We start from the raw sequence: 21,129 nt of genomic DNA on the forward strand, positions 1-21,129 counted from the left end.
CTTTAATCATTTGGCAAAATAATTCGTACATTCAATTTAATGCAATATATTTATGGTAATTTTTGTTTGATACCAATATGAAAGCACTGTCTAAAAGTTATATCAAAAGTATATTAAAACCCAGGGAAGCATCCTCACACAAAGGGATTCATGGTCATGCCTTATTAATAGCGGGTTCCAAAGGTTTTATGGGATCTTCGGTAATTGCTTCAAGAGCTTGTTTGCGTTCTGGAGCTGGGTTATTAACGGTAAACATACCCGAAGAAGAGCGCTTTATTTTACAAACCGCTATTCCGGAAGCCATGCTCGTAATGCGTGAAAATACAATAAGTGATTTGAATAATTTTTCCGCCATAGGAATTGGACCAGGCTTAGGAACTGGTAAAGAATCCGAAGAAATTCTAGTTAGCGTTTTGAATGATTTTAATAAACGAATCCTATTAGATGCAGATGCTTTAAATTGTATTTCATCCAATAAATCTCTTTTGGAGAAAATCCCAAAAGAAACCATAATCACCCCACATCCAAAAGAATTTGATCGTCTTTTTGGGACACACAAGGACAATAATGAACGGATGAATACCGCCATCCAAAAATCTAAAGAACTTAAAATAACAATCGTCTTAAAAGGACACCATACCCTGATTACATATAACGGTGATACTTTTTATAATACAACCGGCAATGCTGGTTTAGCAAAAGGAGGCTCTGGTGACGCTCTCACAGGAATTATTCTTTCTTTTTTGGCGCAAGGTTACGACCCTTTTGGTGCTGCAAAATTAGGCGTTTACTTGCATGGATTTGCAGCCGATCTTACTTTGAAAAATCAAAGTATGGAAAGTATGCTCATTACAGATGTCATAGAATCATTAGGCAAGGCACTAAAAAAGACAATGGAATAATCTTCAAAAATTGCCACATTAAACCACATTTGCCACTAATATAAACCTACTTACTTTCCTGCTGTTTTTTCATGAAAATACTTCTCATGAAACAGATTCCTTTTTGATTTTTTTATTCAAAAGGTAGGAATTATATAAGTTTTACTTAAAGTTTTATAACAGAGACTGAGTTAATCTTCACCACCTTTATAGGACAATAATTTAAATAAAAAACAAAATGATTCCCTTCAATTCAATGACAAAAAAATTACTTTTAGGTCTATTTTTTTCTACCCTAATCTTCTCATTTACATCTTGTGCCAAAAAAGTTTCGTTTCAAACTTCCTCTGTAGTTCCTGCAGCCAGAGGTCATGTTAAAGTAAAGAAAGACGCTAATAAAAATTATCAGATTCAAATAAAAATAAATGATTTGGCCGAAGTTGATCGTTTACAAAATGCAAATAAAGCCTATGTGGTTTGGATGGAAACTGATGATTCAATGATAAAAAACATTGGACAAATAAAAAGTGACAGTGGTTTTTTATCTTCAAAATTAAAAGCTTCTTTTGAAACAGTTACTTCCTTTAAACCCGAAAAAATATTCATTACAGCCGAGGATAATGCAGATGTACAATACCCAAACAATCAAGTTGTTTTAACCACAAAAGATTTTTAATTAAAAAAGGGCACTCACTACAAAGTATTTCCTTTATAAATCTATTAAGTTCTTTAAGAGCTTAGTAGATTTTTTTTTGTTTATCTCCTAATTTGAACCAAATCCATTTTTATTTCACAATTGGAAATCCGTGAATGATATAACTTTTTCGAAAATTTATGTAACACTTCTTACCAACATAGGTTCCATCTTTACCATTTACAATTTTAATTTTCTTGAATTGTATTTGTGCTAATTTAAATTAAAAAAAATGAATACAGAAAAATCAATTGATGTGTTAAACAATCTTATCGAAATTAATGATGAAAGATTAGATGGCTATGAAACCGCTTCAAAAGTAACCTATGAATCGGATTTAATTAGTCTCTTTTTTGAATTTCAGGAAAAAAGTCAAAAACACAAAGAAGAATTAATTGTAGAAATCAAAAAATTAGGAGGAAAACCAATTAAGAAAACAAAAAAAGCAAGTCGCTTATATAAATTTTGGAATGACATCAAAACAGCCCTTGTGGACAAAGACCGGGAAGATATTTTGAGCATTTGCGAATACGATGACGATAAAACCTTTAGGTCTTACAGAACTATTTTGAAAGATAATTTTGATTTTTTAAATCAAGAATTACTCACCAAATTAAAAGCTCAGCAACACGCTATAAAACTTGACCACGATAGAGTAAAAAATCTAAGAGACAGCATATTAAATCATGAATCTAAATAAAATCACCGATTAATAAAACAGTATAATTATGACTTTATTACCCCTGAAAAATCCTGTTTTAATTCCTTATTTAAAAAATATTTTTAATGATGTAGGGAATATTACCTTGTTTACAGTGCGATTTTTCAAAGAAGTCGTAAGGCCTCCTTATGAAATCAAAGAATTTTTCAAGCAATGTTATACGATTGGCTATAAATCTTTACCATTAGTAACCATTACCGGTTTTATTATGGGACTGGTATTAACGCTTCAGTCAAGACCTACTTTGGCAAAGTTTGGTGCAGAATCCTGGCTTCCGGGCATGGTTGCACTTTCCTTAATCAGAGAAATTGCACCAGTAATTACAGCATTGATTTGTGCCGGAAAAGTATCTTCAGGAATCGGAGCTGAACTGGGTTCTATGAAAGTAACGGAACAAATTGACGCCATGGAAGTGGCTGCCATTAATCCGTTCAAGTATTTAGTAGTTACCCGGATTTTGGCCACCACATTAATGGTTCCCGTTTTAGTAATCTATGCCGATGCCGTTGGTATTTATGGCGGTTATATGGGAATCAATATTCATAATGAAGTAAACCTGTTTCGCTACTTTTCGCAAGTTGGGGAATCCATTACTTTTTTAGATATTTTTCCTGCAATCATCAAAACTTTTTTCTTTGGTTTCTTCATCGGAATGATTGGTTGTTATAAAGGATTTACAGCAGATAATGGAACTGCAAGCGTAGGAAAAGCTGCAAATTCGGCCGTTGTAACTGCTTCGCTTACCATTTTTATAATAGATATGTTGGCGGTACAAGTAACCGACTTACTTTTTTAAAAATGATACAAGAAAAAATAAATATAGAAAAAAACACTGCATCTGATTCAGAAGTACCAGTTATCGTAATCAAGGATTTATATAAATCATTTGGAAAAAATGCTGTCTTAAAAGGAGTTAATCTCACCGTTAATAAAGGAGAAAACTTAGTTATTCTGGGAAGATCAGGTTCTGGCAAATCAATTGCTATAAAATGCATCGTAGGATTAGTGATTCCAGATCAAGGAGAAATTAACGTTTTGGGTACCGATATCACAAAACTCAGCAATCATGAACTAAATACAATTCGGGTTAGAATCGGTTTTTTGTTCCAAAGTGCTGCTCTATATGACTCCATGAGCGTTCGTGAAAACCTGATGTTTATATTGAGGCGTCATGCTACGGATTTGTCTTCGGAAGAATTAGAAACCGAAGTATTGCAAGCACTCGAAAACGTGGGCTTAGCCGAAGCTATTGATAAAATGCCTTCTGAATTATCTGGAGGAATGCGCAAAAGAATTGGTTTAGCAAGAACATTGATCCTAAAACCGGAAATCATATTGTATGATGAACCCACAACAGGATTAGACAGCATTACCTCAAGAGAAATCAGCGAATTGATGTTAGACATTCAAAAGAAAAACAAAACCACTTCAATCATCATTACCCATGATATGGAATGTGCTAAACTAACGGGTAACCGAATTGTAATCCTAAAAGACGGTGTAATTCATGCCGAAGGAAGTTACGAAACATTAGAAAAAAGTGACGACGATTGGGTACGCTCTTTTTTCATTTAATCAAATTACAAAAACATAAAATCATGGATAAAGAATCTGGTTATACCTGGAAATTAGGAATGTTTGTACTCATTGGATTAGTACTTTTTGCTTTCACGATTTATTATGTCGGGATGCAGAAAAACCTGTTTGGTTCCACGTTCCGATTGAAATCTAATTTCAAAAATGTAAGCGGATTAGAAGTTGGAAACAATGTGCGTTTTTCGGGAATAAATGTGGGAACGGTTAGTGAAATCGAATTAATTACCGATTCTTCTGTAGTCGTAAATTTATTAATAAAAGACGATGTGCAACAATTTATTAAAACCGATGCTACAGCCAGCATAGGATCAGACGGATTAATGGGTGATAAAGTACTTACTATTTCACCTGGAATTAATTCCAGAAATACCGTAAAAGATAATGATCAAATAGCCTCAAAAGCACCAATAGACATGGAAGATGTTATGGTGAGCATCAAGAAAAGTGTCGATAATGCCAGTATAATTACGGGACAAATTGCAGAGTTCAGTTATAAAATGAATCATGGAAACGGTACGCTTTCTAAATTGATTTCGGATGAAGAATTTGCAAAAAGTTTAAAAAATACCCTAAGCAATTTAGAAAACAGTTCGAATGAATTTGCACATTTTACCAACAAAATGAACAATGGAAAAGGCGCCTTGTCTAAATTAGTGACCGATGAAAAAATGGGCAAAATGATTGATTCTACTCTTACCAATGTCAAAACAGGAACCGATGGACTCAATGAAGTTATCGAAGCCGCCAAACATAATTTTCTATTAAGAGGCTATTTCAATAAAAAGAAAAAAGCTGAAGAGAAAAAACAAGATGAACTGGATAATCAAGAAGAATCAGAAATGAAAACTGATTTAAAATTCAATGAAGAAGAAGAAAAAAAGGCAACAATAAAAAAAGAAGCACAGCCATAAAACCTGTCTTTTAATTAAAAAAAATGATTCGTTTAACCGTTATTAATCCTAAATTATTATGAAAACCGAAAAAGAAATAGAGGATGCAATTCTGAAAATTACGATGAAAATCCAAAACCAATATCCTGAATTATCAAAATACCTGGCAGAAATGCCCGTTACAGTTCCAGATGTAAAAACCCCTGAAATAAATATCAAAAACCTGCAGGAATATTACAACTCATTACTTGCATTATTAAATAAATACGCGCCTAATCACGATAAAAATTAAAAAGGAATCGGAACATTGACAAACAGTAAATGATATAATATTTATCAAAAGTTATGTAACATATTCTAAGCAAAAACAATTGAACTTTGTAAAGTAAAAACTATTTCATATTAAAATATAAAAAGATGAATACTACAGAATTAAAAGGAAAATGGGACGAGCAAAAAGGAAAATTAAAACAAAAATTTGCTGCTTTAACTGACGATGATTTACTGTTAGTAGAAGGAAAAAAAGAAGAAATGATGGGTAAATTACAAATCAAACTGGGTAAAACTAAAGAAGAATTGCATAAAATTCTAGAAGAACTTTAGATTGTATTCCCGCTTCAAAAAACTAATTTTTAATCTATAAAATCATTCAAATGAAAAAAACACTTTTAACATTAGGACTTACCGCATTTATGTTTGGAACTGTAGTAACAAGTTGTAAACCTTCAACCAAAGAAGAAGAAAATGCTCAAGAAAATTTACAAGATGCTAAAGAAGAAGTTCAAGAAGCCAAAGAAGATTTGGTAGAAGCTAAAAGAGCTGCGACTGCAGAAGAATGGCAAGCTTTCAAGGACGAAACGAATGCTGCAATTGCAGTAAACGAAACTCGAATTGCTGAATTGAAAGTTAAAATGAAAAACACAGGAAAGTCTATTGACGCTTTATATGAAAAAAATATTGATGCATTAGAGCAAAAAAATAAAGAACTTAAAATGAGAATGGATTCGTATAAAAATGATACCAGTGCTGATTGGGAATCTTTTAAACGAGAATTCAAATACGATATGAATGAACTGGGAAAATCCCTGAAAGATCTGACCGTGAATAACAAAAAGTAACGGAACAAAACCTAAAGGCGAGTATGATACTCGCCTTTTTTTATGCCTTAAATTTTCATACAATAGAATTTGAACAGCAAAGTGTGAATGTTATAACTTTTCCCCAAAGTTGTGTAACAGTTTTAGTTAGCATCGTTCCCACCTTTGTAAAATAACAAACGAACATAAAATTAAAACTAAAAAAAATGAAAAAATCTAAAAATCTAATTTATGCTTCACTGCTAATTTGCTTCGCATTTACGGGAATTAAAGCACAAGAAAATGCTGCTAAATTTGGTATAAAAGGTGGTGTAAACTTTTCTAATCTCTACACCGAAGACGTAGATGACAATAATGTATTAACTGGTTTTAATGTTGGTGTTTTTGCCAAATTGCCTATCACAAATTCAATTGCCATTCAACCGGAATTGTATTATACCACTAAAGGAGCCGAAGTAATTTACAATAACGCTTTTGTAGATGGAACTGGTCGTTTCAAATTAAATTATATTGAAATTCCTGTTTTGTTGGTTGTAAATCTAACAGAGAATTTCAATTTTCAAGTGGGTCCCTATGCTTCTTATTTAGTTAGTGGTAAAACCACAAATGAATCTAATGGATCAACGTTTGATTTTGAAAATAATTTAGACACTAATGATTTCAATAAAATTGATGCCGGTCTGGCAGCAGGTATTGGTATCGATATAAAATCAATGAGTCTTGGAGTTCGTTACAACTATGGTTTGACCACAGTAGGTAAAGAAAGAACTTACGCAGGAACAAATTATACGTTTCCGGATGCTAAAAACAGCGTAATGAATGTTTATGTAAGTTTTGCACTTTAGACAGAACAAATTATTTCCATTTTTTTTAAACAGTACACAAAAAATTAATCACTAAAAAACAACAATCATGAGCAATTTACTTTATACACTAGCCGTAATTTTAATCATATTTTGGGCCATCGGATTCTTTGCTTACAGTGCAGGATCAATCATACACATACTGCTTGTCATTGCAGTAATCGCAGTGATATTAAGACTTATTCAAGGAAAAAGAATATAAAAACAGTTAAATATAAATAATTATGAAAACAGATAAAGTAGTTTTAGGAATTTTGGGTGGTATCGCAGCTGGAGCAATGTTAGGAATATTATTCGCTCCTGAAAAAGGAACCAAAACAAGAAGAAAAATCATGGATAAAGGCAACGATTATGCGGATGATTTAAAAGATAAATTTGATACTGTATTAGGAACAATTACTAAAAAGTATGAAAAAATTTGGCAACAAGGTGAAAATTTAATTGCCGAAGAAAAAGAGAAATTCGATACAGCAAAAAATGAAATTAAAAATGCAAATCGTTAATTTTTAAGATATGGAAACTAAAGCTTCAACAATAGAATTGCTTTTTGAAAAAGCAGAAGATTATGCTAGAACAACTGCTGAATTAACGAAACTGACTGTAGTAGACAAATCAGCTGATGTGCTATCTTCTCTCCTTTCTCAAATGGCAGTCGGTGTTGTTGTTGCCTTGTTTTCCTTATTAATAAACATTGGAATTTCCTTGTGGTTGGGAGAACTGCTTGATAAAACCTATTATGGTTTCTTTATTGTATCCGGTTGCCATTTGATATTTGCCATTCTTTTATACAGCTATAAAAGAGTATGGATTAAAATGCCTGTCAGTAATTTTATTATCCATAAAATGCTAAATAATAAATAGGATGAAAAAGTTAAACCAAACCGATTTGCTGAATGAAGCCATAACGATTTTAAAATTCAAACAAAAAGAAGATTTTAATAATCTAAAACTGCAATTTGAATTAACATATGACAGTCTAAAACCTGTAAATATCTTAAAAAATGCTATTATAGATATGACTTCAGTACCGGATTTAAAAAGTAATGTTGCCAGTAATGTAATCGGATTAGCTACCGGTTATTTGTCGAAAAAAGTACTATTGGGAGGATCCCATAATCCTATAAAAAGAATTTTAGGTACTGTATTGCAGTTTGTAATAACTAATGTTATTGCCAAACAATCCAATCCATTTCAATCAAAGGAAATAGAAGAATAGATTCAGAAATGTGTATTAGAATACTATAATTGCCCCCATATTTTATTCTTTCACAAATCATCAGACTATTTATTTTATGTGCTTTATACAAATGATAAATTTGAAATAAATCAATTATTTCCTCTAAACTTAAAGCTCTTATTAATTTTGAATAGCATTATCATGGTAAATACAAAAAACAACAACTTAGTCAACAGAGATAAAAATCTTTCTTTTCAAAATGAAGAGAGAGAAAAAAGTGCTGCTGAATTAGTAATTGCCAATGAAGAATTAGCCTTTCAAAACAAAGAAAAAGGAAAAAGAGCAGCCGAATTAATAATTGCTAATAAAGAGCTTACTTTTCAAAATAAAGAAAAAGGAAAAAGAGCAGCCGAATTAGTGATTGCTAATAAAGAGCTTACTTTTCAAAATAAAGAAAAAGGAAAAAGAGCAGCTGAATTAGTGATTGCTAATAAAGAACTTACTTTTCAAAATAAAGAAAAAGAAAAAAGAGCGGCCGAATTAGTCATTGCGAATAAAGAATTGGCCTATCAGAATCAAGAAAATGAAAAACGTACAGAAGAACTAATTGCTGCCAATACTGAATTAAAAAAGGCAGAAGAATATCACAAAGAGTACATATTGGGACTTGAAAAAATGATGTTCATGACTTCTCACAAAGTACGATTAGATATTGCTAATATTCTTGGAATTTCCAATCTTTTGGATCATGCTACTAATTCACCTGAAGAACATAAACAATTTGTGGATTACATCAAACAGTCCGCAATATCACTTGATATATTTACAAAAGAATTGACCTTAGTTATTTTTGATCTAGAACAAAAAGGAAGAAATAAAAATTTTATAAAACCGACTGATTTATAAAAAAAGGCTGTATAAAGTGAACATAATTCACTATTTATACAGCCTTTATTTTTATACCAGTTTAGCATAGTACTTTTTTCTGAACCAAAAAGCTACGTTTACTAATGCGATTAAGGCTGGAACTTCAACTAAAGGTCCTATTACACCTGCAAATGCTTGTCCGCTGTTGATACCAAAAACACCAATAGCTACCGCTATGGCTAATTCAAAATTATTGCCCGTTGCCGTAAATGCAATGGCAGTAGATTTAGAATAATCCGCACCAAAATACTTCCCGATAAAGAAACTAACCACAAACATTATGGCAAAATAAATCACTAACGGAATAGCAATACGAACTACATCCATTGGGATTTGTACAATTAATTCGCCTTTTAAACTGAACATTAATACAATGGTAAACAATAATGAAATCAATGTTATTGGTGAAATAAAAGGCACATATTTAGTTTCAAACCAATCCACTCCTTTAGCCGCTATTAACACATAACGACTGATAATTCCCAAAGCGAAAGGAATCCCTAAATAAATCCCCACACTTTCGGCAATTTGACCAATACTGATGTTTACTTCAAAACCGGTATATCCAAAATAAGGAGGCAAAATTGTGATGAAAACATAAGCATAAACACTGTATAATAATACTTGAAAAATACTGTTTAAAGCAATCAAACCCGCTGCATATTCTCGGTTTCCATCGGCTAAATCGTTCCATACCACAACCATTGCAATACAACGCGCCAGACCAATGAGGATTACTCCAATCATATATTCCGGATATCCGTTTAGAAAAAGTAAGGCTAAAGAAAACATTAAAACAGGACCTATAATCCAATTCAGAAACAGGGAAGCACCTAATACTTTTGTGTTTTTGAACACCTCGCCCATTTGTTCGTATTTCACTTTCGCTAATGGCGGATACATCATCAAAATTAATCCGATGGCCAAAGGAATATTCGTGGTTCCGCTCGAAAAGGAATTGATAAAACCACTGCTCGACGGAATAAAATAGCCAACTGCCACGCCAATAGCCATTGCCAAAAATATCCAAAGGGTTAAATAACTATCGAGAAAACTTAATTTTTTTCTGGCTACAACCGGAGTACAATTATTTGCTGACATGCTTATTGATTAATTTGTGAGAAAACATAAAATAATTCGGTGGCAATTTGCAAACTGCGTTCTTCATATTTTTCGGCTTGTTGCGGCGTATTATCGAATGCTTTTGGATCTTCAAAAGTAATCGGAATGCGTTTTTCGGCTCCCGGAATAAACGGACAACCGCCATCGGCTTGCGAACACGTCAATATAGCTGCAAAAGCACTTTGTGGATTAAAATCATCATCATACGTTTTAGAAAAACCTATAACCGGATGTTCGTTTGCTGCATATTTTATGCTGTAAACAGGGTTTTTACCCTCGGAAATAGTTTTAATTTTAAATCCGGATTTCACTAATGTTTGCGCTGCCATCGGAAATAAAGCCGTTGCTTCTGTCCCACCCGAATAACAAAAAACATTTTTTATGCCATAATATGCCGCTGCTGTTTGTGCCCAAACTTGAGACAAATGACTTCGTCTGGAATTGTGTGTACAAATCAAGTTAAGCCTGATTTCTTGTTGGTTACTTGCTTTAGCCTGAATAAAATCTATAAGTGGTTGCAAAGTGATTTTACGTTCTGCTGTTATACTTTCTAAATTAAAAGTGCGAACTATTTGTTCAATTTCCGGAAATAAGATGTTTTTAGTCAATGTCATATTTTTTTAAATGCTTATCGTATTAAATTAGCAGCAGCCTCCTCCTGGAGTACAACAACTTTGTTCATTGTTCCTATCCGATAATCGGATTTTAGGTTTTTGAGATGGAATCCCACATTGGTCCTGGGCCAGACAAGCTGTTTTTTTGTTCAGCAAAACAAAATCATTTCCATCAAAATCTAAATCATATTTTCCAATCGTCGTGTCTTGGTATTCTACTTCAATTTCGAAATCACCAATGCCTAAAACTTTTTCAGATAATTCGATGATATTCAATAATTTTTGAGGTTTCAAGCGGTGTTCAAAATCATTGGCATCCCACAATTGGAAATTAACAACGGTTTCTTTACGAACAGTTCCGCCACAATCAATAAAGTTTTTGGTAATTAAACCTACTTCGGTAACATGAAAATGTTCTGGTACAGAAGTGCCGTTTGGTAAAGTAAAGTTCACCGCTTCGGCTGTTTTTAAAATGGATTTAATTTGTGAAAGTTTCATATCAATTTCAATTTAAAAATTTAACAACATTCGTTTTTCTTTTTCTCTAAATGAGTCGTAATGTGTTGAAAAAAGCCTTTTATTTTTTCAAAACCTGATTCGCTGATACAATAACAAATACTGGCTCCTTCGAAGTTTCCTTTGATTAAACCGGCATTTTTTAATTCTTTTAAATGTTGTGAAACTGTGGGCTGCGCCAAAGGCAATTCATTCACAATATCACCGCAAATGCAGGTTTCTACTTTGAGTAAGTATTCGATAATAGCAATACGCGCCGGATGTCCTAATGCTTTGGCCAAAATAGCCAGTTCATTTTGCTGGTCTGTAAAGTGATCTGTTTTTGTTGCACCCATAGTAATATATTTATATTGCAATATTACGATATAACTAAATCAAAACAAAATTTAAATAGTATTTTTTATAAAATAAGATTAAAAATATAACCTGAAAAAATGATACAAACCGTAACTACCGCAAAAAAAATAGCCAACATTTTTGTTGTCATAATTTTTTTGAGCAACAATCCTTCCGGAATAGATAAGGCTACAACCGCCATCGAAAAAGCAATAACAGTCCCTAACGGAATCCCCTTCTCTACCAATACTTGCATGATGGGCAAAATTCCTGAGGTATTACTATACATGGGAATCCCTACTAAGACCGCAATAGGAACCGCAAACGGATTGTCTTTGGTGATGTATTTTTCAAAAAAACCGGTTGGTATGTATCCGTGCATTAATCCGCCAATGGCTACTCCTATGATAATGTAAGGCGCAACTCCTTTTATTATTCCGATAGCTTCCTTGAAAATATCAGGGATTCTTTGTTGAAATGATCTTTTTTCTTCCTCAAAACTCAACGCTTCTTGTTTGTTCTTAATGATATTTTTTACCCAATCGGTCAATAAATGTTCTAATTTCAGTTTGCCTAAAATAAAACCGGCTATCATAGAAAGTACGATTCCGCTACCCACATAAATAATAGTCGTTTTGAAACCAAACATTCCTATGAACATGGCAACAGTTACAGCATCGACCAAGGGAGAAGAAATTAAAAAAGCAAAAGTTACTCCCAAGGGAATTCCTCCTTGAACAAAACCAATGAATAGCGGAACTGAGGAACAGGAACAAAAAGGAGTTATTGTCCCGAAGAATGAGGCAATGAAATAATCCAACCCATACCATTTCCTTTTTTGGAGTGCATCACGAACTTTTTCGATAGGAAAATAAGAATTGATTATCCCCATTAAAATCGTGATAAAAAAAAGTAAAATAAAGATTTTAATACTGTCGAATACAAAAAAGTTCAAGGCATCACCCAGTTTTGTTCCCCTTGCTATTTGAAACACGGAATATATCAGCCAGTCTGCAAAACTTTGAACCCAGTCAAACATAACGCAATTGAATTAAATTAACAGCAACTTGAACCTGAGCAACAGGAAGTACCGCCATTTCCCATAACGGAAGATGTATCTCCTATTGTAGGAAATCCTTTTTGAACCCAACGAATCATTCCATGTTTCATATTAACGACTTTATCGTAACCGTGATTAACCAAGAATCCTGCAGCTCTTAGACTTCTAGCACCGGATTTACATACTAATACTACGTCCCTGTCTTTTGGAATTTTTGTAAAATTTTCTTCAAAAACAGTTAACGGAATATTAATGATATTAGGCACATCATAAGCTAATTGTGCTACTTCATCAGCTTCACGAACATCTACTAAGAGAGCGCCATTCTTTACCCAATCCTGAGTTGTTGTTGGGCAAATTTCTTTTACTAATCTTTGATTTTCCATTGTTTTATTCTTTTAAAAATGTTTTAATTTCGTCAGTTTGAGCAATTCTGCCTTTTACTTTGATCACATCATCAATCATCAAAACTGGAGTTGTCAAGATGTTGTATTTCATCATTTCTTCGATATCTTCAATTTTGATAATTTCCGCTTCAATTCCCAACTGTTTTACAGCTTCTTGAACGTTATTAAATGTTGTTTTACACTTAGCACAGCCAGGTCCGAGTACTTTAATTGTTTTCATTTTTAAGCTATTTTTCTATTCGTAAATTTACGAACTAATAAATAAACAGCGTACCAATAACAAATAAAAAAATCATAAACTTATTTCAAAATATCGTTTAAAAGCATTTTGGCTAATTGCCAATTTTCTTTATTAATACAATACTTAACTGTTGGTGGCGTGATATTCCCCTGAATTAAACCGGCATCTTTTAATTCGTTTAAATGCTGAGACAAAGTAGATTTTGCAATAGGAAGTTCTTGCGCCATATCGCCATGAAAACAACAGGTTTGTGAGTTTAATAATTGAAGTATAGCAATTCGGACCGGGTGCCCCAATGCTTTTGCGAATCGTGCCGTTTGCTCTTGGTCTTTGGTAAAGTAAGTTGGTTTTGCGCTCACAGTCATACGTTTGTCTTTTTATTATTCGCAAATATACGAACGATTAAGAACATAAAATAGTCTGCGCCTGTTAGAATTTATTTTAATACTGCTTTCAAAAATCCATCATCCCGAAAATTATTTCCCCTTTTTTAATCCAAAGTCACACAGAAGTTCCAAGCGATATTCAAAAAATTACTTCATTACTAACAATTCACTTACAATTAAACTTTTATATCGATTAAATACAACAAAATATGTGAATAATACAACTCTCCTTAAAAATTGTATAACACAAAAGCACATTAACCGAACCACCTTTGTCCTATTAAAATAAATTAACCCTCAAAATCTAACAAAATGAAAGCTAAAAAATTTCTGTTCTCTTTTGCAATACTATTTATTGCATTCGTTTCCGGTTGTGCAAAGGATGATTTCGAACAAATCGATGCCGTTTGTCCAACTGTGGTAGTCACAAATCCTGACAATGGTACTATTAATGTTCCTCTAGACCAAGCTATTTCGGTAGTCTTCAATGAAGAGATGAATGCAACAACTTTCAATCAATCTTCTTTTATTTTGCAAGGATCTACTTTAGTTGCAGGGACAGTTTCCTTTAGCGGATCAACTGCTTTGTTTACTCCAACAAATCCGCTTTTGCCAAATACAACATATACAGGTACAATTAAAACATTGGTTAAAGATATAATGGGAAACGCTTTACAAGCTGATTATACTTGGACTTTTAGTACTGGTTCAACGATTACCCCGATGGTAGCCACCACTGATCCTACTAACAATGCGACCAATGTATTCCTGAATAAAATTGTTGCTGTGAATTTTAATATGGCAATGAATCATTCTACCATTAACACATCAAATTTTACTTTAAAACAAGGAATAACAGCTGTAGCGGGAACCGTTTCTTACATTGGAACCAGTGCTTATTTCACACCTGATACAGCTTTGGCAATCAATACAATTTATACTGCTGTTATAACCAAAGGCGTTAAAAATCTGGAAGGAACACCATTGAAAAACGATTATACATGGACATTTACAACAGGATCTACTACAGCTCCCAAAATAATTACAACTGATCCTGCAGACAATGCTACAGGTGTTGCTCTAAATAAAACAATCACTGCTAATTTTAGTGTAGCAATGGATCCGTTAACCATCAATGCAAACTCATTTACGTTAAAAAACGGAACGATAATAGTACCCGGAGCAGTTACATATTCAGGTACAACATTATCTTTTAACCCAACAACTGCACTTATAGCCGGAACTATCTATACGGCTACAATTAATACAAAAGCAAAAAATTTAGCTGGTGTATCTTTGGCCAATAACTATGTTTGGGAGTTTAATACTAATTCAGCCATAGTTGGAAATACTGTAAATCTTGGTTCAGCTGAAAGATTCGGAATTTTATCCGGTGTAGGAGTCAGCAACAATGCCGGCTTTAGTGAAATCAGAAATATGGATGTTGGAATAAGTCCTGGTGTTCGTTCTTCAATTACAGGATTTCCACCTGCGATTATAGTAAATGGTGCTATTTATGCCTCTGATGATATTGCACCTCTAGGAATAGCCGCAATGCTGACACAAGCAAAATTAGACCTTACAAACGCATATCTTTTTGCCGAAGGTGCATCGTATAGCGCACCTATAACTGTTTCAGGCGATCAAGGCGGAAAAACGTTAGTTGCCGGTATTTATAAATCTACCTCTACACTTTTGGTACAATCTGGTGATTTAACTCTTTCGGGCAGCGCAACTGATGTTTGGATATTCCAAGTTGCATCAGCCTTTACTACTATAGGCGGAGCTGGTGGAAATATAAAACTTACCGGTGGAGCACTTGCAAAAAATGTTTTTTGGCAAACAGGAAGCTCTGCAACTATTGGAGACTATACCTCATTTGAAGGAAATATTTTAGCCTTACAATCTATAACAATGGGATCACACTCAACTGCAAAAGGCAGAATGCTTGCCAGAAATGGAGCTGTAGTCATGACACATACTAACATAATCACTAAGCCGTAAAAAATGAAAACTAAAACTAATTTTAAATTAGGGTCTTGCATGTCAAGACCTTATAATACTATAACTGTCAAAAGTTTAGCACTAATTGCTTTTGCATGGTTAAGTATTGAAACTCCTGTTCAGGCACAAGAAACACCAACAGTCACTTACACGAAACCTTCTTGGTTTTTTGGAGTTGCAGGTGGCGCTAATTTTAATTTTTATCGGGGTTCAACCCGTCAATTAAATGCGGCTTTCACTCCTCCGGTTACTTTTCATGATGGTGATGGTGTTGGACTTTTTGTAGCACCACTTTTAGAATTTCATCGTCCGGATTCAAGATGGGGATTTATGCTTCAAGCGGGTTATGACAGTCGTAAAGGTTCTTTTGACCAACAAAAAACAGCATGTGATTGCCCAGCAGATTTATCGACTGACTTAAGCTATATTACTGTAGAACCAAGTTTACGCTTTGCACCATTCAAATCTAACTTTTATTTGTACGGAGGACCACGTTTGGCTTTCAATATGGATAAATCATTTACATATGAACTAGGAATCAATCCGGCTTTCCCAAATCAGGAAGCAACTCCAAATGTAGAAGGTGATTTTAATAACATAGAAAAAACGATTATTTCAATGCAAATTGGAGCAGGTTACGACATACCGTTATCTTCACAGAATAATAAAACACAATTTGTTTTATCTCCTTTTGTAGCTTTCCAACCTTATTTTGGTCAAAATCCACGTGCCACAGAAACTTGGAACATCACCACCGTCAGAGCTGGTGTTGCTTTAAAATTTGGACAAGGAACTGAAATTATGGCTCCAATAGCTGTAACACCTCAAGTACAATTTTCAGTTTATGCACCTAAGAATATCGCCGGAGAACGTAACGTAAGAGAGTTATTTCCTTTACGAAACTATGTTTTTTATGACCTTGGATCTAATGAAATTCCAAGTCGTTACAAACGAATAGGAAAAGAAGATGCAAAAAATTTCAAAGAAGAACAAGTAGGCATAACTGCATCTGTAAATCCTTCTGGTCGTTCCGATAGACAAATGACTGTTTATTATAATGTCATCAACATTCTTGGAGATCGTATGGTAAAAAATCCTGCTACAACAATTACATTGGTCGGTTCTTCTGAAAAAGGTCCGGAAGATGGTGTACTTATGGCAGAATCAATCAAAAACTACTTAGTTACTGTTTTCGAAATAAATCCTGCCAGAATAACTGTCAGAGGTCAGTTCAAACCAAGTATACCATCAGAACAACCAGGAGCAACAAAAGAATTAGAATTGCTTCGTGAAGGGGATCGCAGGGTTTCTATCGAAAGTAACTCACCCAATTTATTAATGGAATTTCAAAGTGGTCCTGATGCTCCGCTAAAACCATTAGAATTTGTTACCGTTCAGGAAGCTCCGGTAGATAGTTATGTAACCTTTGATACCACAGGTTCAAACGAAGCATATTCTTCATGGTCTTTACAAACAACAGATCCTGATGGTGCTGTAAAATCTTTTGGTCCTTACACACAAGAAAAAGTGAGTATTCCTGGTAAAAATATTATGGGAACCCGACCTGAAGGTGATTATAAAGTAAAAATGATTGGACAAACAAAAAGTGGCCAAATCGTAGAACAGGAAACAACTACACATATGGTGCTTTGGACTCCATCCGGAACCGAAGAAGGACTTAGATACAGCATTATTTTTGAATTTAATAAATCAAAAGCAATTGCAATGTATGAGAAATATTTGACTGAGGTTGTTGCCCCAAAAATTCCTAAAAACGGAGTAGTTATCATTCATGGTCATACCGATATCATTGGTGAAGAAGCATACAATATGAGTTTATCTTTAGACAGAGCCAATGAAGTGAAAAACATTATCGAAAAAGCATTATCAAATGCCGGCAGAAATGATGTCACTTTTGAAGTACATGGTTTTGGAGAAGATCAAAATGTATCGCCTTTTGAAAATAAATTTCCTGAAGAACGTTTTTACAACCGTACCGTGATAATTGACATTATTCCCGCTACAAAATAAGAACATCATTTAGTAGAAAACACTCTTTTTAGAGTATAAAAAAGGATAGGAACTCAAAACCCTGTCCTTTTTTTATTTTTAATTCGTTCCCAGTTTGAAACATCCAATTCCTAATAATGCAACAAATCCTATTTTATTTAATAAAAGTATAAATTAAAGACCCTACTTTTAATTATTAGAATTAAATTGCTAATTTTAACAAAATTATTTTTATTGTTTACATTCTATTAATATGAACCAAAACGAAAATACACTTAAAAAATTCTACACTGCATTTGCAAATGCGGATGCCGTTACAATGAGCGAATGTTATTCGCCCAACATCAAATTTCGTGATCCTGCTTTTGGTTTATTAAAAGGAAATGAAGTGAGTCAAATGTGGAAAATGCTTCTTGAAAACAGTAAAGGAAATCTAAAAATTGAATTTTCAGATATAGAATCGAATGAATATATAGGTTCTGCAAAATGGATTGCTACATATAATTTTAGTAAAACCAACAGACCTGTGGTAAATGTCATTACGTCTCAATTTCATTTTCAGGATGGTTTAATCATAAAACATATTGATGATTTTGATATTTGGAAATGGTCAAAACAAGCCTTGGGAATTACCGGTTTTTTGTTTGGATGGACTGGTTTTTTACAGACTAAAATACAAGAGAAAGCAATTTTGTCTTTAAAGAAATACCAAGAAAACATTAAGTAGTTATTTTCTTTCAACTATAACGATTGAAATTTTCACACAAAAAATCAACAAATAATTTTAACCCCCTTAAAATTGATTTTTTTCTAATAAAAAAGACATTTTCAACCGCATACCCTCTAATATTTGATTCTAAAATAGAAAAAAACTATCCAATTATCAGTTTTTAAAATTATGCTTTCTTGTAATACAATATATTTATTTGTATGAAAACTGACAGTAAATTATTTTATTTGTAGTCTTTTTTATATAAATGTTAATTTTTAAAACTAACAAAACGTCACTTTTAACTCCAAAAAAAGTACAAAAACAAAAATAAAACAGCAAAACAGGTTATAAAAATATCATATTTTCATAAAAAACAAAACATAGTCGAAAAGTGTTTTTCGGCACAATTTCCTACTTGAAAAGTTCTTAAATTTGAGTTGTAAATTAATTGAAACAAAATATAATTTACACTGATATTTAATAAATAATTTAGATTGTTATGGAAAATATGACCGAAACTGTTCTGTTTAAAACTGGAATATGGAACGACACTATTAATGTATATGATTTTGTTTTAAATAATATCTTCCCATATGAGGGAGATGCCAGCTTCTTAGTTGGACCATCAAAAAAAACAACCCATTTATGGAATGTTTGTAAAGAAGCTTTACTGGAAGAACGCAGCAAAAATGGATGTTTAGCCATTGATACTGAAATTATATCTAACATCACTTCATTTGGACCAGGCTACATCAATAAAGCGAATGAAGTAATTGTAGGACTACAAACAGATGCTGTTTTAAAAAGAGCCATGAAACCTTACGGAGGGGTTAAACTGGTAGAATCTGCCGTTGCCGAAAAAGGATTAAAAGTTTCTGATCGTGTGATTGACATTTTCAACTATGCCAAAGACCACAATCAAGCCGTATTTAATGCTTACGACAGCGAAATTAGAAACTATCGCTCTAAACACGTATTAACCGGTTTACCGGATAATTATGCCAGAGGAAGAATCATTGGTGATTACAGACGTGTTGCACTTTACGGTATAGACCGACTTATAGTCGCTAAAAAAGCTGATTTTGCAAGTACAACAGGCGAAATGACCGATCATAAAGTTCGTTTGCGCGAAGAAATTTCAGATCAGATTAAAGCCTTACAAGACATGAAAATCATGGCGCAAAGCTATGGCATTGATATTTCAGGTCCGGCAACAAATGCACTTGAAGCAGTTCAATTTACTTACCTAGCTTACTTAAGTGCTGTAAAAGAACAAGACGGAGCCGCTATGTCTCTAGGAAATGTTTCTTCTTTCTTAGATATTTATATTGAAAACGACTTATTATCCGGTTTAATAAATGAAGAAGAAGCACAAGAATTAGTCGATCAATTTGTAATGAAATTGAGATTAGTGCGTCATTTACGTCCGGGTGCTTATGATGAAATATTTGGTGGAGACCCAACTTGGGTAACCGAAGCTATTGGTGGACAATTGAACGACGGAAGAACAAAAGTTACCAAAACCTCTTTCCGATTTTTACAAACCTTATATAACTTAGGCGCCTCACCAGAACCGAATTTAACTATTTTGTGGTCTCAAAGTTTACCAAAAGGATTTAAAGATTTCTGTACACAAGTTTCTATCGATACTTCATCACTTCAATACGAAAATGACGATTTAATGAGATCCAACCGTGGTTCAGACGATTACGGAATTGCATGTTGTGTTTCCTATCAAAAAATTGGAAAAACTATTCAGCATTTTGGGGCTCGTGCCAATTTACCAAAAGCATTATTAATGGCTTTAAATGCCGGTCGCGAAGAACAAAAAGGAGTTAAAGTCATTAACAACATTCCAGAAATGAATGATGCTGTTTTAGACTATGACAAAGTAATGGAAGTCTTTAAAACCACATTATCTGAAGTAGCACGAGTATATGCAAAATCAATGTATATCATTCACTACATGCACGATAAATACTATTACGAAAGAGCACAAATGGCTTTAATTGACAGTGACCCAAATATTGATATTGCGTATGGTGCAGCCGGGATTTCTATCATTGCCGACTCTTTATCTGCTATTAAATATGCAAAAGTATCTCCAATACGAGATGAACAAGGTTTAACTGTTGATTTCAAAATAGAAGGTGATTTTCCAAAATTTGGTAACGATGACAATCGTGTAGATGATATTGCTATAGAAATTACGAGTCTTTTTATCGCGGAATTAAGAAAACATGTAGCTTATAAAAATGCTACTCCTACTCTTTCTTTACTTACTATTACTTCAAATGTTATGTACGGAACTAATACAGGTGCAACTCCTGATGGCCGTAAAGCAGGAGAATCTTTTGCACCAGGAGCAAACCCAATGCATGGTAGAGATGTAAACGGTGCAATCGCTTCCTTAAATTCTGTAAGTAAATTAAAATACAATGATGCTCAGGATGGTATTTCTTATACTTTCACTATGGTTCCAAAATCATTAGGGTCTAGCAGAGAAGAACAAGTTACCAATTTAACAACTACTCTTGATGCTTATTTTGGTCGCGATGCGCACCATTTAAATGTCAATATCTTGAACAGAGAAACATTGGTTGACGCTTACAATCATCCGGAAAATTACCCACAATTAACCATTCGCGTTTCAGGTTATGCGGTTAATTTTGTACGATTATCCAAAGCACATCAATTAGAAGTAATCAGTAGAACATTTCATGAAAACATGTAATTCAATACTGATTCTTGAGTGTCTCTGTTTATTTTAACGAATAGTAGCCTGTCTGAAATAAAGCCTTCAACCGTTTTAATTCTTTAGACAGGCTATTTTTTTATACCAAAAACAAGTAAAATTGTTTTCATTTCATATCCC

Annotated in this window: 27 protein-coding genes; 19 read left to right on the forward strand and 8 right to left on the reverse strand. The window is 33.4% G+C overall.

All coding sequences use genetic code 11. The annotated features are described in order from the left end of the window. Positions 1–77 precede the first annotated feature (77 nt). From O6P34_RS12570 to O6P34_RS12640, 15 genes are all read left to right on the forward strand, one after another. A complete protein-coding gene (locus tag O6P34_RS12570; RefSeq protein WP_269684858.1) occupies positions 78–902 on the forward strand; it encodes an NAD(P)H-hydrate dehydratase in 825 nt (274 codons plus the stop codon). Positions 903–1,119: 217 nt separating this feature from the next. Next, on the forward strand, positions 1,120–1,557 hold the full coding sequence (locus tag O6P34_RS12575) for a hypothetical protein (RefSeq protein WP_269684859.1): 438 nt from the start codon (positions 1,120–1,122) through the stop codon (positions 1,555–1,557). Positions 1,558–1,807: 250 nt separating this feature from the next. Further along, the gene (locus O6P34_RS12580) at positions 1,808–2,275 is read left to right on the forward strand and encodes a PA2169 family four-helix-bundle protein (protein WP_269684860.1); all 468 of its coding nucleotides are present in this window, start codon (positions 1,808–1,810) and stop codon (positions 2,273–2,275) included. A gap of 28 nt (positions 2,276–2,303) precedes the next feature. Continuing rightward, positions 2,304–3,092 (forward strand): MlaE family ABC transporter permease, encoded by a 789-nt coding sequence (locus tag O6P34_RS12585; protein WP_269684861.1) that lies wholly within the window; start codon positions 2,304–2,306, stop codon positions 3,090–3,092. A gap of 2 nt (positions 3,093–3,094) precedes the next feature. After that, entirely contained in the window at positions 3,095–3,871 is a 777-nt protein-coding gene (locus O6P34_RS12590; protein ID WP_269684862.1) for an ABC transporter ATP-binding protein, read from the forward strand. 23 nt (positions 3,872–3,894) lie between these two features. Then, positions 3,895–4,803 (forward strand): MlaD family protein, encoded by a 909-nt coding sequence (locus O6P34_RS12595; RefSeq protein ID WP_269684863.1) that lies wholly within the window; start codon positions 3,895–3,897, stop codon positions 4,801–4,803. A gap of 58 nt (positions 4,804–4,861) precedes the next feature. Further along, positions 4,862–5,074 (forward strand): hypothetical protein, encoded by a 213-nt coding sequence (locus tag O6P34_RS12600; protein WP_269684864.1) that lies wholly within the window; start codon positions 4,862–4,864, stop codon positions 5,072–5,074. 125 nt (positions 5,075–5,199) lie between these two features. Next, positions 5,200–5,385, forward strand: a complete 186-nt coding sequence (locus tag O6P34_RS12605; protein ID WP_269684865.1) for a CsbD family protein — start codon at positions 5,200–5,202, stop codon at positions 5,383–5,385. 50 nt (positions 5,386–5,435) lie between these two features. Beyond that, on the forward strand, positions 5,436–5,900 hold the full coding sequence (locus O6P34_RS12610) for a sll1863 family stress response protein (protein WP_269684866.1): 465 nt from the start codon (positions 5,436–5,438) through the stop codon (positions 5,898–5,900). A 185-nt stretch (positions 5,901–6,085) separates the two neighbouring features. Next, positions 6,086–6,724, forward strand: a complete 639-nt coding sequence (locus tag O6P34_RS12615; protein WP_269684867.1) for a porin family protein — start codon at positions 6,086–6,088, stop codon at positions 6,722–6,724. Between the two features lie 67 nt (positions 6,725–6,791). Continuing rightward, complete coding sequence (locus O6P34_RS12620; RefSeq protein ID WP_269684868.1) at positions 6,792–6,944, forward strand: lmo0937 family membrane protein; 153 nt, start codon at positions 6,792–6,794, stop codon at positions 6,942–6,944. A 22-nt stretch (positions 6,945–6,966) separates the two neighbouring features. Beyond that, a complete protein-coding gene (locus O6P34_RS12625) occupies positions 6,967–7,245 on the forward strand; it encodes a YtxH domain-containing protein (RefSeq protein WP_269684869.1) in 279 nt (92 codons plus the stop codon). A 10-nt stretch (positions 7,246–7,255) separates the two neighbouring features. Further along, positions 7,256–7,603, forward strand: a complete 348-nt coding sequence (locus O6P34_RS12630; RefSeq protein WP_269684870.1) for a hypothetical protein — start codon at positions 7,256–7,258, stop codon at positions 7,601–7,603. A 1-nt stretch (position 7,604) separates the two neighbouring features. Beyond that, positions 7,605–7,958, forward strand: coding sequence for a hypothetical protein (locus tag O6P34_RS12635; RefSeq protein WP_269684871.1), 354 nt, complete (start codon positions 7,605–7,607; stop codon positions 7,956–7,958). A gap of 162 nt (positions 7,959–8,120) precedes the next feature. Next, a complete protein-coding gene (locus O6P34_RS12640; protein ID WP_269684872.1) occupies positions 8,121–8,825 on the forward strand; it encodes a diguanylate cyclase in 705 nt (234 codons plus the stop codon). A 51-nt stretch (positions 8,826–8,876) separates the two neighbouring features. On the opposite strand, the gene arsB is transcribed toward O6P34_RS12640, so the two are convergent. From arsB to O6P34_RS12680, 8 genes are all read right to left on the reverse strand, one after another. Next, complete coding sequence (gene arsB / locus O6P34_RS12645) at positions 8,877–9,947, reverse strand: ACR3 family arsenite efflux transporter (protein WP_269684873.1); 1,071 nt, start codon at positions 9,945–9,947, stop codon at positions 8,877–8,879. A gap of 2 nt (positions 9,948–9,949) precedes the next feature. After that, a complete protein-coding gene (locus tag O6P34_RS12650; RefSeq protein WP_269684874.1) occupies positions 9,950–10,582 on the reverse strand; it encodes an arsenate-mycothiol transferase ArsC in 633 nt (210 codons plus the stop codon). A gap of 27 nt (positions 10,583–10,609) precedes the next feature. Then, positions 10,610–11,080 (reverse strand): DUF6428 family protein, encoded by a 471-nt coding sequence (locus O6P34_RS12655; RefSeq protein ID WP_269684875.1) that lies wholly within the window; start codon positions 11,078–11,080, stop codon positions 10,610–10,612. A gap of 20 nt (positions 11,081–11,100) precedes the next feature. Continuing rightward, positions 11,101–11,433, reverse strand: a complete 333-nt coding sequence (locus O6P34_RS12660) for an ArsR/SmtB family transcription factor (RefSeq protein WP_269684876.1) — start codon at positions 11,431–11,433, stop codon at positions 11,101–11,103. Between the two features lie 65 nt (positions 11,434–11,498). Next, the gene (locus O6P34_RS12665; RefSeq protein WP_269684877.1) at positions 11,499–12,473 is read right to left on the reverse strand and encodes a permease; all 975 of its coding nucleotides are present in this window, start codon (positions 12,471–12,473) and stop codon (positions 11,499–11,501) included. 17 nt (positions 12,474–12,490) lie between these two features. After that, positions 12,491–12,880, reverse strand: coding sequence for a rhodanese-like domain-containing protein (locus O6P34_RS12670; RefSeq protein WP_269684878.1), 390 nt, complete (start codon positions 12,878–12,880; stop codon positions 12,491–12,493). Between the two features lie 4 nt (positions 12,881–12,884). Continuing rightward, on the reverse strand, positions 12,885–13,121 hold the full coding sequence (locus O6P34_RS12675) for a thioredoxin family protein (protein WP_269684879.1): 237 nt from the start codon (positions 13,119–13,121) through the stop codon (positions 12,885–12,887). An 80-nt stretch (positions 13,122–13,201) separates the two neighbouring features. Then, a complete protein-coding gene (locus O6P34_RS12680; protein WP_269684880.1) occupies positions 13,202–13,507 on the reverse strand; it encodes an ArsR/SmtB family transcription factor in 306 nt (101 codons plus the stop codon). 333 nt (positions 13,508–13,840) lie between these two features. Between O6P34_RS12680 and O6P34_RS12685 the strand changes: the two genes are divergently transcribed. The 4 genes from O6P34_RS12685 (at position 13,841) to pflB (ending at position 20,988) form a co-directional block, all read left to right on the forward strand. After that, a complete protein-coding gene (locus O6P34_RS12685; protein WP_269684881.1) occupies positions 13,841–15,532 on the forward strand; it encodes an Ig-like domain-containing protein in 1,692 nt (563 codons plus the stop codon). A 3-nt stretch (positions 15,533–15,535) separates the two neighbouring features. After that, complete coding sequence (locus O6P34_RS12690) at positions 15,536–17,563, forward strand: OmpA family protein (protein ID WP_269684882.1); 2,028 nt, start codon at positions 15,536–15,538, stop codon at positions 17,561–17,563. Positions 17,564–17,795: 232 nt separating this feature from the next. After that, on the forward strand, positions 17,796–18,269 hold the full coding sequence (locus O6P34_RS12695) for a nuclear transport factor 2 family protein (protein WP_269684883.1): 474 nt from the start codon (positions 17,796–17,798) through the stop codon (positions 18,267–18,269). A 484-nt stretch (positions 18,270–18,753) separates the two neighbouring features. Beyond that, the gene (gene pflB / locus O6P34_RS12700; protein ID WP_349293436.1) at positions 18,754–20,988 is read left to right on the forward strand and encodes a formate C-acetyltransferase; all 2,235 of its coding nucleotides are present in this window, start codon (positions 18,754–18,756) and stop codon (positions 20,986–20,988) included. Positions 20,989–21,129: the final 141 nt, after the last annotated feature.

It is taken from the genome of Flavobacterium lacustre (genome assembly GCF_027474525.2).
Classification (GTDB): domain Bacteria; phylum Bacteroidota; class Bacteroidia; order Flavobacteriales; family Flavobacteriaceae; genus Flavobacterium; species Flavobacterium lacustre.